This is a genomic window from Streptomyces sp. AgN23 (assembly GCF_001598115.1).
Lineage (GTDB): Bacteria > Actinomycetota > Actinomycetes > Streptomycetales > Streptomycetaceae > Streptomyces > Streptomyces antimycoticus.
This window is the reverse complement of the sequence record NZ_CP007153.1, coordinates 5274580-5286394: the sequence shown is the minus strand read 5'-3', so window position 1 is coordinate 5286394 and position 11815 is coordinate 5274580. Positions and strand designations below refer to the sequence as shown.

Genomic DNA, 11815 nt, shown 5'->3' with positions numbered 1-11815 from the left:
TCGCCAACGGCGTGCGGGGCCGCCTTACAGGTCGAACTCGGCCGGCGGGAGCTCCAGGGTGTAGCACGCCTCGCGGACCATGGCCTGCTCGGTCTTGTCGAAGTTGCCGTCGGCGCCCCCGATGACGATGCCGATCTGGATCACGGCGCGCGCCTCGGCGGGCTTCTTCTTGGCCTTGGCGACCTCCTGCAGCACGCTCACCTTGCCGAAGTCGAAGTCGGTGGTGAGCTTGTTGAGGTAGTCGTTGAAGCGCCGCTGCAGATCGTCGGCCGGGAAGTTCCGCAGCACGTCATTGGTGGCGATCAGCTGGGCGACACGCTGCCGCTCGGACGGCTCGACCGAACCGTCCGCCGCCGCCACCAGGGCACACATCGCCATGCTCGCGTCGCGGAACGCGCCGCTCTTCAAGTCGTTCTTCTTCTCGACGAGCTGAGTCTGCATCGTCTGGGCGGATTCCTTGAGGCGGTCCCACAGGGCCATGGCCACTCACACTCCATAGGGTCGTCAGCATCTACAGTTGTGTAGAAGTTAGCAGGCTGGGTCGGTCAAGGCCGGGCGGATCGGCCCTCTTCATCGCTCTCTGAACTTTCCGGAGGGGTAAAGAAGTTCCCAAGTTGAGGAGGTGAAGGATGCGCTGGGCTGGGCGTAAACCGTCGTACGCGAGAGCTGAGCCTTTTCGGGCGAGGCGCGGCGGGCGCCACTATGGTGCGTGGAATGTTCCACTCCGCAACCCTCCGCCGAAATCTGGAAAGAGGCGGGATTTTCCCCGCAGGTTCCCCGGGAGGCCGTATGTGATGAACGTCTCCTCCTTGCTGCCCGCGCGGCGGGCGCCGTCGACCCCGCCCCCCGAGGCGTTACCGGCCTCGTCTCCCGCGCCGAGACAACGTGACGCGTTCTTCGACAACGCCAAGTACCTGGCGATCGTGCTGGTCGCGATGGGACACGCGTGGGAGCCCCTGCGGGGCGGCAGCAGAGCGGCGTCCGCGCTCTATATGACCGTCTACACATTCCATATGCCGGCGTTCGTGCTCATCTCCGGCTACTTCTCGCGGAGTTTCGATGTCCGGCCGGACCGGCTCAAGCGCCTGATCACGGGAGTCGCCGTCCCGTACCTCCTCTTCGAGGTCGCGTACACCCTCTTCAAGCGGTGGGCGGACGACGATCCGTCCTCTCCGATCACCCCGCTCGACCCCTGGTACCTGACCTGGTTCCTGATCGCGCTCTTCGTCTGGCGGCTGACCACGCCGCTGTGGCGGATCGCCCGGTGGCCGGTGGCGCTGGCGCTCACCGTCGCCGCGCTCGCCACCTGCTCCCCGAACATCGGTGACGACCTCGATCTGCAGCGGGTGCTGCAGTTCCTGCCCTTCTTCGTGCTGGGGCTGCACCTGCGGCCGGAGCACTTCCGGATGCTGCGGCGACGCGAGGTCAGACGGCTGTCCGTGCCGGTGACCGCCGCCGCGGTGGTCTTCGCCTACTGGGCCGTGCCGCGGATGAACCCGGCGTGGTTCTACCGCCGGGACAGCGCGCAGGAACTCGGTGCGCCGTGGTGGGCCGGGCCGGTGATGACGTTCGCGCTCTTCGGCTGCTCCATGGTGCTCACCGTGTGCTTCCTCGCCTGGGTGCCCCGGCGCCGGATGTGGTTCACGGTGCTCGGCGCCGGCACGCTGTACGGCTATCTGCTGCACGGCTTCCTGGCCAAGGGCTCCCGCTTCTGGGGCTGGTACGACCACCCGTGGCTGCACCGGCCGCTGGGGGAGATCGCGGTGACGGCGGTGGCGGTGGCCGTGGTGACCGCCCTGTGCACACCGCCCGTCCAGCGGATGTTCCGGTTCGCGATGGAGCCGCGGATGGAATGGGCCTTCCGGCCGACCGCGCGGTCCGGCGGCGGGGCCGCCGCCGACCGGCCCGGCAGCGCATTCGTGTGACTAATGGGGCTTTCGGATAGGCCGGGAGTGGCATGGGTAGCCCGTAGCCGACCCCGGTCCGTAGCCGGACGGCTACGGGCCACCGTCGCACGGAGAGGTGCCGGCCCAGCAGTGACACAGCCCTTTCAACTCCCCGAGTTCTACATGCCGTACCCGGCCCGGCTGAACCCCCACCTCCAGGAGGCACGGGAGCACTCCACCCAGTGGGCCCGCGCGATGGGAATGCTCGAGGGCTCGGGGATCTGGGAGCAGGAGGACCTCGACGCCCACGACTACGCCCTGCTGTGCGCCTACACCCACCCCGACTGTTCCGGCGCGGAGCTCTCGCTGATCACGGACTGGTATGTGTGGGTCTTCTTCTTCGACGACCACTTCCTGGAGACGTTCAAGCGCTCCCAGGACCGTGAGGCCGGTAAGGCGTATCTCGACCGGCTGCCCGCCTTCATGCCGATGGACCTGGCCGCCGGGACCCCCGAGCCCACCAACCCGGTCGAGGCGGGGCTCGCGGATCTGTGGGCGCGGACCGTGCCCTCGATGTCGTCGGACTGGCGGGCCCGGTTCCGGGAGAGCACCGAGAATCTGCTCAACGAATCGCTCTGGGAGCTCTCGAACATCAACATCCACCGGGTCCCCAATCCGGTCGAGTACATCGAGATGCGCCGTAAGGTCGGCGGCGCGCCCTGGTCGGCCGGGCTGGTCGAGCATGCGGTGGGGGCCGAGGTGCCGGCGCTGATCGCCGGGTCGCGGCCGATGCGGGTGCTGCGGGACGCCTTCGCGGACGCGGTGCATCTGCGCAACGACCTGTTCTCCTACCAGCGGGAGATCGAGGACGAGGGCGAGCTCAGCAATGGCGTCCTGGTCCTGGAGACGTTCCTGTGCTGCACCACCCAGGAGGCGGCCGACTCCGTCAACGAGCTGCTCACCTCACGGCTGCGGCAGTTCGAGGACACCACGCTCACCGAGCTCGGCCCGCTCTTCGCCGAACACGGCCTGGACCCGGTGGCCTGCGCGGGCGTCCTCGCCTACGTCAAGGGGCTCCAGGACTGGCAGTCCGGCGGCCATGAGTGGCATATGCGCTCCAGCCGCTATATGAACGGCGCGAACGAAGCGGGCGGCGCTCACGCCGCCGACGAGGCGACCGGCACCGGCCAGGCGGCCATACCCGGGGCGTGGTCCCCCTTCGCGCTCAGCGGCCTCGGCGTCTCCGCGGCGAGCCTGCCGCTGACCACCGGCCGGGCGGAGGCGGCCAGGGCGCGCACGTTCAGCCATGTCCCGTTCCAGAAGACCGGGCCGTCCCTGCTGCCGGACTTCTTCATGCCGTTCCCCCTCCGGCTCAACGCGCATCTGCCCACCGCCCGCCGCCATCTGACCGACTGGGCACACCGGATGGGCATCCTCGAACCGCAGCCCGGCATCCCCGGTGCGCGGGTCTGGGACGAGGAGCGGCTGCTCGCCGCCGATCTCCCGCTGTGCGCGGCGGGCATCCACCCGGACGGCTCCCTGGACGAGCTCGACGTGGCGTCGGGCTGGCTGGCCTGGGGCACCTACGCGGACGACTACTACCCGGCGGTCTTCGGCCGCACCCACGACCTGGCCGGAGCCTGGGCGTGCAACGCCCGGCTCGGGGAGTTCATGCCGCTCGACATGGGCCCCACCCCGGCCCCGGCGACCGCGCTGGAACGGTCGCTGGCCGATCTGTGGGCCCGTACGGCGGCCCCGATGGAGGACTCGGCACGCCGCGATCTGCGGCAGTCCATCGAGGACATGACCGCAAGCTGGCTGTGGGAGCTGGTCAACCAGACCAAGAACCGGATCCCCGACCCGGTCGACTACATCGAGATGCGCCGGCACACCTTCGGCTCCGACCTCACCATGAGCCTGTGCCGGCTGGCGCGCGGACGGCGGGTGCCGCCCGAGATCTACCGCAGCGGCCCCGTCCGGTCGCTGGAGAACGCCGCCATGGACTACGCGACGCTGCTGAACGACGTCTTCTCGTACCAGAAGGAGATCGAGTTCGAGGGCGAGATCCACAACGGCGTCCTCGTCGTCCAGAACTTCTTCGACTGCGACTACCCGACCGGGGTCGCCGTCGTGAACGATCTGATGACGTCCCGGATGCGGCAGTTCCAGCATGTCGCGGAGCATGAGTTCCCGGTGCTCTACGACGACTTCGGCCTGGCGCCGGAGGCCCGGCGGGCGATGGACGGCTATGTGCGGGAGCTGCGCCACTGGATGACCGGAATCATGAACTGGCACCGGGAGGTCCCGCGCTACCGCGAGGCGGAGCTGCTCCGCGTGCACCGGCGGCCGGTGGGGGCCGGGGCCGGATCGGGGGCGCGGCCGGTGGCCCCGTGGCACGGGCCCACCGGGCTCGGCACCTCGGCCGCCCGGATTCCGGTGCCCGCCGGGGCGGTCGGAGCACGTCCGTGAGGACCTCGGGGTCGGCCGCCCCGCCGTGTCCGAGGGGACACGGCGGGGCGGCCACTTGCCGGACTGACAGGGCCGACCCGGACTGACCGGGCCGACCGGACCGATGCCCCGACCCCAGGTGCTCTTCCCTCGACCGGCCGCTTCCCGAACCATGGGTTCCGTCCCTGGGCCCCGTAAGGAAGGCGAGCGACCGTGACGACGACGGATGACGACCTCTGCTTCAGGACCGCGCTGGACCTCAGCCGCCTGCTGCGCACCCGCGAGCTGTCCGCGCGCGAGCTGCTCGAGGCCCATCTGGCCCGTATCGAACGGGTCAACCCCGCCGTCAACGCGATCGTCACCCTCGTCGCGGACCGTGCTCGCGAGGCCGCCGAACGGGCCGATGAGCGGACCGCGGCAGGGGAGGAGCTCGGGCCGCTGCACGGGCTGCCCATCGCCCACAAGGACACCCACGACACCGCGGGCATCCGCACCACCCATGGCTCGCCGCTCGCCGACGGCGTGCCCGACCAGGACGATCTGCTGATCGAACGGATCCGGGCCGCCGGGGCGATCACCATCGGCAAGACCAACGTTCCTGAGTTCGGGGCCGGTTCGCACACTTTCAACCCGATTTTCGGTGCCACCCACAACCCGTACGACCTGGGCCGCAGCGCGGGCGGCAGCAGCGGGGGCGCGGCGGCCGCGCTGGCCTCCGGCATGATCCCGATCGCGGACGGCAGCGACACCGGCGGTTCGCTGCGCAACCCGGCCTCGTTCTGCAATGTCGTCGGTCTGCGCCCGTCGCCCGGGCGCGTCCCCGGCTGGCCTGCCGCGACCGCCTGGAGCACGCTCAACGTCAGGGGCCCGCTGGCCCGTACCGTGGCCGACGCCGCCCTGCTGCTGTCCGCCGTCGCCGGGCCCGACGCGCGGTCGCCGATCGCCCTGGAGGAGCCCGGCGCCCGCTTCGCCCGCCCCCTGGACCGCGATCTGACGGGGCTGCGGGTGGCCTGGTCGCCGGATCTCGGGGGGCTGGTGCCGGTCGAGCCCGAGGTGGCCGCGGCGGTCGAGTCGGCGGTGGAGGTCTTCAGCGACCTCGGCTGCGTCGTGGAGCGGGCCTGCCCGGACCTGACCGAGGCCGAGGAGGTCTTCCGTACGCTGCGCGCCTCGATGTTCGAGGTCGCCTTCGGCACGCTCATGGACCGCCACCCCGACGGTCTGAAGCGGACGATCCGGGAGAACACCGAGGAGGGGCGCAAGCTCAGCGGGCCGGACGTCGGCCGCGCGGAGGTGCTGCACACCCAGCTCTACCACCGCGTCCGGGAGTTCTTCGGCCGCTATGACGTGCTGCTGCTCCCGGTGAGCCAGGTGCTGCCCTTCGACGTCGGCATCGAGTACCCGACCGAGGTCGCCGGGGTGGCCATGGACGACTATCTGGACTGGATGCGCTCGGCGTATCTGATCAGCTCGACCGGCAGTCCGGCACTGTCCGTACCGGCCGGGTTCACGCCCGGCGGGCTGCCCGTCGGGCTGCAGATCGTCGGGCCGCACCGGGCGGACTTCGCGGTCCTCCAGGTCGGCCACGCCTTCGAGCAGGCCACCGGGCACTGGCGGCGGCGCCCGGCGGGTATCGGGTGACCAAGGAGGCACACCAGGGCGGCGGGGCGGTGCCGCGACCGGCCGCTACCGCCGATGATGGCGTTCCACCCATGGGAAGGAGCACATCCGTGTCCTCTGCCACCGGCTCGTCCCGTGCCACCGGCCCGTCCCGCCCGCCCCGCAGCGCCATCGTCATCGGCGCCGGCATGGTCGGCCTCGCCACCGCCTGGTCGCTGCGGAACCACGGCGTCGAGGTCAGCGTCGTGGAGCGGCGTCACCCCGCGGCCGGGGCCTCCTGGGGGAACGCCGGCTGGCTGTCCCCGGCCCTGACGCTGCCGCTGCCCGAACCGGCCGCGCTCCGCTACGGGCTGCGCAGCCTGGTCTCCCCCGAGTCGCCCGTCTACATACCGCCCCGTCCCGATCCCCGGCTCGCCCGCTTCCTGCTCTCCTTCACCCGGAACTGCACCCCCCGCCGCTGGCGGGTCCTGGCCGCCACCTTCGCCACGCTGAACCGCCATGCACTGGAGGCGTACGACGCCCTCGCGGCGGACGGTGTCGCCGAGCCGACCCGGCCCGCCGAACCCTGTCTGCTCGCCTTCCGCACCGCGGCCGAGCGCGCCGCGATGGTCGAGGAGCTGGAGCAGGCCCGCGCGGCCGGTTTCTCGATCGCGTACGAGCCGATCGAGGGGGACCGGGCCCGCGAGCTGGAGCCGACGCTCGGCGACGGCATCGGCGCGGCCCTCGAACTCCACGGCCAGCGCTATCTGAACCCGGGGAACTTCGTCCGCGCCCTCGCGGACGCGGTGCGCGAGCACGGCGGCGAGATCCTGGAGCGGACGGAGGTGTCCGGAATCCGGGACCTCGGGCAGGGCGTGGCCGTCACCACCTCCCGGGGCCAACTCCGCGCGGACGTCGCCGTCGTGGCCACCGGCGCCTGGCTGGACGGGCTGGTCCGGCCGTTCGGGGTCCGGGTGCCGGTCCAGGCCGGACGTGGCTACAGCTTCAGCGTGCCGGCCGAGGGCGCCCCCACCCGCCCCACCTATCTGGCCGCCCAGAAGGTCGTCTGCACCCCGCTGGGCGAGGGCCGGGTGCGGGTCGCCGGGATGATGGAACTGGCGCCCGTGGAACGGCCGGTGGACCCGCGCCGCATCCAGGCGATCATCGCGGCGGCCCGCCCGCTGCTGCGCGGCATCGACTGGGAAGCCCGTAAGGACACCTGGGTCGGCGCCCGCCCCTGCACCCCCGACGGACTGCCCCTGGTCGGCCCGACCGCCTCGCCGCGCGTCTACGTCAACGGCGGCCACGGCATGTGGGGCGTGGCCCTCGGCCCGCTCAGCGGACGGCTGCTGGCCGAGGCCATCGCGACCGGCACCTCCCCGGCCGAACTGGCGCCGCTGCATCCGCTGCGCTGATCCGCGGCCGTCCCCAGGCTCTGCCTCCGCCTCTGTTCCCGTCGTCTCCTGTCGCCTCCTGTCGACGCGTCGATCGTCCGGGGAGGGCATGTTTTGGCGCGGCGCTCTCGGAAACCCGCCGTGGTGAGCGACACGACCACATCGAAAGGAGTCACCGATGAGCACCGTGCGGGAGTCCGTCGAGGTTGGGGTTCCGCTCCACACCGCCTACAACCAGTGGACGCAGTTCACCGAGTTCCCGAGGTTCATGGAAGGTGTGGACCAGGTCACCCAGGTGGACGAACGCCACAACCACTGGGCGACCTCCATCGCCGGTGTGCACCGGGAGTTCGACACCGAGATCGTGGATCAGCTTCCCGACGAGCGCATCGCATGGCGCACCACCTCCGGTGATGTGCGGCAGCAGGGCCTGGTGACCTTCGAGCCCCTCGACGAGCGCCACACCCGGGTCAATCTGGCCCTGGTCTTCCAGCCGAGCGGGATGGCGGAGAAGGCCGCGGACATGACCGGGACGCTCGACCGGCGGGTGAAGGGGGACCTGCGGAGGTTCAAGGACTTCATCGAGCGGCGCGGCGAGGCGGAAGGCGCCTGGCGCGGCCGGATCTCCCCCGGCTGACCCCACCGCGCGGCCGGATCTCCCCCGGCCGGCCCCACCGTGTGGTCGGCACCCCCCCGGCCGACCGCGCCGATTCCACCCGTGTCCGTGAGGGCGCCGACCGCACCGGTCGGCGCCCTCACGCGGGTCCGATCCCGTTCTTGCTCATCCGGTCATAACGGGAGCAAGCTGGATGTATGGGTGTTCACGCGGCGCCTACGCTGATCACATCCGTACAGCGGGCCTTGCGGCTGATGGAGGCGGTGGGCGCGCATGAGGGCGGTGTGCCGGCCAAGCGGCTCGCACGGGAGACGAGGCTGCCGCTCGCGACCACCTACCACCTGCTGCGGACGCTGGTCCACGACGGCTATCTGCGTCGGCTGGACGACGGCGGTTTCGTGATCGGCGACAAGCTGCACACCCTCGAGTCCGGAAGCCGGGAGCAGGCGCTGCTCGCCGGGATCCGGCCCACCCTGACCGCGCTGCGCGACGAGCTCTCCGCCGCCGCCTACCTCACCTTCTACGACGAGGGCGAGATCCGGGTCGTGGACATCGTCGACGGCCCGCACGCGCCCCGGGTCGATCTGTGGGTGGGGTACAAGGACGCCGGGCACGCCACCGCGCTGGGCAAATGCGTACTGCGCGAACTGGACGACGATGCCCGCCACGACTATCTGGCCCGCCATCCGCTCTTCGGTCTCACCCCGCGCACCGTCACCCGCTCCGACGATCTGCTGCGCCGGCTGGACTCCCCGACCGGCAGTCCGCTGGTCGCGGACCTGGAGGAGTACGCCCTGGGCACGGTCTGCTTCGCGGTGCCGATCTCCTGGGGGGACCGGCTCGGCTCGCTCGGGGTCTCGCTGCCGGTGGCCCGGCTGGCCCGGCTGGCCCGGCTGGATCCGCACCGTGAGCTGTTCCGGACCCACCTGGTCCCGACGGCGAACCGGGTGAGCAGGCACCTCTCGCTCACTATCTGAAAACGCCGCCCTTGCCGAACCTATGGAATCGCTGTTTCTCTGGATGTAACAGACATTTCCGGTATCACTTGTCCCCCGTGAAAGAGAGCAGCGAAGCAGGTCATGTTCCCGGCCCGACTCCGCCCATCCGACCCTGACCAGCTGGTCGCCGGTCGGCACCTCGCCTCCGCGGTCCCCGTCGTCATCATTTGTGGGGTGATCCCGCTGGCCCTGGCCACCTCGGAGGGGCTGGCCTGGTTGCCCCTGCTCGCCGTCGGCCCGGCGCTCGCCGCCGCCCAGTTCGGACCGTACGGGGTACTGCGCATCGGGCTGCTCGCGGTGGCGGTGGGCGCGTTCCTGGGTACCCAGGGCGTGGAGCCGATGCGCACCCAGGCGATCCTGCTGGCCACGCCCGCCGCCGTGTCCCTGGCGAGCTGCGGGGCCAGCGCCTTGCGCAGACGCCGTGAGCGGGTCCTCGCCGACGTCCGCTCGGTCGCCGAGGCCGCCCAGAACGCCCTGCTCCAACCGGTGCCCTCCCGGGTCGGCCAATTCCAGGTGGCCGTCCGCTACAGTGCCGCCGCCGCGGAGGCACGGGTGGGCGGCGATCTCTATGCCCTGCTGCCCACGCCGTACGGGGTCCGGCTGATCGTCGGCGATGTGCGCGGCAAGGGGCTGCCCGCGGTGAGCACCGCCGCGCTGGTGCTCGGTGTCTTCCGCGAGGCCGCCTACGACGAACCCGACCTGCTCGACGTCGTCGCCAGGATCGAGCGCAGCCTGTCCCGCAACCTGACGCCCGACGACTTCGTCACCGCCGTGGTCGCCGGATACCCCAGCGACGGCCGGATGGAGCTCGTCAACTGCGGACACGCCCCGCCGCTGCTGATCGGCGAGTCCGGGGTCATCGCCGTCGAGCCCAGCCGCCCGGCCCCGCCGCTCGGTCTGGCCTCCCTGGGCGGCGATCTGCCGAGCCTCCAGGTCGTGGCGTTCGCGGGCGGGGACCAGCTGCTGCTCTATACCGACGGGGTCATCGAGGCGCGGGACCGGGGCCGGGAGTACTTCCCGCTGCTGGAGCGGGTGCCGCGGCACCTCTGCGACGAGCCGTCCCGCACGCTCGCCTCGCTCCACGACGAACTGCTGACCCATGTGGGCGGGCGGCTCCACGACGACGCGGCGCTGTTGCTGCTCCGCAAGCCGGTGCTGGGCGCGGTGCGCGCGGCGGCCGACATGCCGTCGGCGTCGTCGGCGTGAGCCGCATGCCGTCGATGTCGATGCGACCGGCTCGGCGCACCCGACCGGCTCAGACGACGCCCTGGGCGGCCATCGCCTCCGCCACCCGCACGAAACCCGCGGCGTTCGCGCCCAGGGCGTAGTCGTCGGGAGAGCAGTCGTAGCGGTCGGCGGTGGTGCGGCACAGGGTGTGGACCTCGGTCATGACGGCCGCGAGGCGTGCCTCGGTCTGGGCGAAGGTCCAGCGCTCGCGGGACGCGTTCTGCTGCATCTCCAGGGCGGAGGTGGCCACACCACCCGCGTTGGCGGCCTTACCGGGGCCGAAGAGCACATCGGCCTCCCGGAAGATCTCGATCGCCGCCGGGGTGCAGGGCATGTTGGCGCCCTCGGCCACGGCCAGTGCCCCGTTCTTGACCAGGGCGATAGCGCACTGCTCGGTCAGCTCGTTCTGGGTCGCGCAGGGCAGGGCGACCTCGCAGGGCACCTCGAAGACCGAACCCCGGCCGGAGAAGACGGCGCCCGGCTTGGCGGCGGCATAGGCGTCGATCCGCTCCCGGCGGACCTCCTTGATCTCCTTGAGCAGGGCGAGGTCGATCCCGTCCGGGTCGACCACATGGCCGGAGGAGTCGGAGCAGGCCACCACCCGTCCGCCGAGGGCGTGGACCTTCTCGATGGCGTAGAGGGCCACATTGCCGGATCCGGAGACGACGACCGTAAGGCCGTCGAGATCCTTCTTACGGGTGCGCAGCATCTCCTGGGCGAAGTGGACGGTGCCGTAGCCGGTGGCCTCGGTACGTGCGGGTGAACCGCCCCAGCCGACGGGCTTGCCGGTCAGCACACCGGCCTCGAAGCGGTTGGTGATCCGCTTGTACTGGCCGAAGAGATAGCCGATCTCACGGCCGCCCACCCCGATGTCCCCGGCCGGCACATCGGTGTGCTCGCCGAGGTGGCGGTACAGCTCGGTCATGAAGGACTGGCAGAACCGCATGACCTCGCCGTCCGAACGCCCCTTGGGGTCGAAGTCCGCACCGCCCTTGCCGCCGCCGATGGCCAGGCCGGTCAGCGCGTTCTTGAAGATCTGCTCGAAGCCGAGGAACTTCACGATGCCCAGATTGACGCTGGGGTGGAAGCGCAGACCGCCCTTGTAGGGGCCCAGCGCGCTGTTGAACTCCACCCGGAAGCCGCGGTTGACCCGCACCTCGCCGTCGTCGTCCACCCAGGGCACCCGGAAGACGAGCTGCCGCTCGGGCTCGCACAGCCGCTCCACGATCCGGGCGTCCAGATACTCCGGATGCGCACCGAGCACGGGGGCGAGGGTCGGCAGCACCTCGCGCGCCGCCTGGTGGAACTCGGGCTCCCCGGGGTTGCGGTGCACGATCTGTGCGTAGACGGCCTCGATGCGGGCGCTGACATCCATGGGTGGCTGATGCCTCTCTGTTGTCTTCTGTCTCATATGCCGGTCCTGTGGGGATGTCCAGGATCTTGTCCCCGGCGGGGTTCACCACGGCGGCGCGCCCAGGGAGTCGCTCGCGGACCGGGAAGATCAGGCGATGGTGGAGCCTGCTCCACCCCCGGGCGGGGGCCGTACCACCTGCGGGTACGGGACTGTGCTCTCTCCCGCGCGGCCGCGCCCGTTCCTAGCGTTCTCGGTGACCGGCGGACCCGTTCGATCCGCCCGGAGTCGATGGAGGG

Annotated in this window: 9 protein-coding genes; 7 read left to right on the top strand and 2 right to left on the bottom strand. The window is 71.2% G+C overall.

The features are described 5' to 3' along the window. Window positions 1-24: 24 nt before the first annotated feature. Window positions 25-480 (bottom strand): TerB family tellurite resistance protein, encoded by a 456-nt coding sequence (locus AS97_RS22615; protein WP_059148212.1) that lies wholly within the window; start codon window positions 478-480, stop codon window positions 25-27. Between the two features lie 314 nt (window positions 481-794). Here AS97_RS22615 and AS97_RS22610 point away from each other — a divergent pair, with 314 nt between their 5' ends. The 7 genes from AS97_RS22610 (at window position 795) to AS97_RS22580 (ending at window position 10144) form a co-directional block, all read left to right on the top strand. Next, a complete protein-coding gene (locus AS97_RS22610) occupies window positions 795-1925 on the top strand; it encodes an acyltransferase family protein (RefSeq protein ID WP_059148211.1) in 1131 nt (376 codons plus the stop codon). Window positions 1926-2036: 111 nt separating this feature from the next. Further along, the gene (locus AS97_RS22605; RefSeq protein ID WP_349017598.1) at window positions 2037-4355 is read left to right on the top strand and encodes a terpene synthase family protein; all 2319 of its coding nucleotides are present in this window, start codon (window positions 2037-2039) and stop codon (window positions 4353-4355) included. Window positions 4356-4547: 192 nt separating this feature from the next. Further along, a complete protein-coding gene (locus AS97_RS22600) occupies window positions 4548-5972 on the top strand; it encodes an amidase (RefSeq protein WP_059148210.1) in 1425 nt (474 codons plus the stop codon). An 89-nt stretch (window positions 5973-6061) separates the two neighbouring features. After that, entirely contained in the window at window positions 6062-7345 is a 1284-nt protein-coding gene (locus tag AS97_RS22595; protein WP_210565529.1) for an FAD-dependent oxidoreductase, read from the top strand. Between the two features lie 157 nt (window positions 7346-7502). Beyond that, entirely contained in the window at window positions 7503-7961 is a 459-nt protein-coding gene (locus tag AS97_RS22590) for an SRPBCC family protein (RefSeq protein ID WP_059148209.1), read from the top strand. Between the two features lie 176 nt (window positions 7962-8137). Then, entirely contained in the window at window positions 8138-8917 is a 780-nt protein-coding gene (locus tag AS97_RS22585; RefSeq protein ID WP_210565528.1) for an IclR family transcriptional regulator C-terminal domain-containing protein, read from the top strand. Between the two features lie 102 nt (window positions 8918-9019). After that, complete coding sequence (locus AS97_RS22580; protein ID WP_063805005.1) at window positions 9020-10144, top strand: PP2C family protein-serine/threonine phosphatase; 1125 nt, start codon at window positions 9020-9022, stop codon at window positions 10142-10144. 49 nt (window positions 10145-10193) lie between these two features. On the opposite strand, the gene gdhA is transcribed toward AS97_RS22580, so the two are convergent. Continuing rightward, window positions 10194-11540, bottom strand: coding sequence for an NADP-specific glutamate dehydrogenase (gdhA, locus tag AS97_RS22575; protein WP_125761105.1), 1347 nt, complete (start codon window positions 11538-11540; stop codon window positions 10194-10196). Window positions 11541-11815 lie beyond the last annotated feature (275 nt).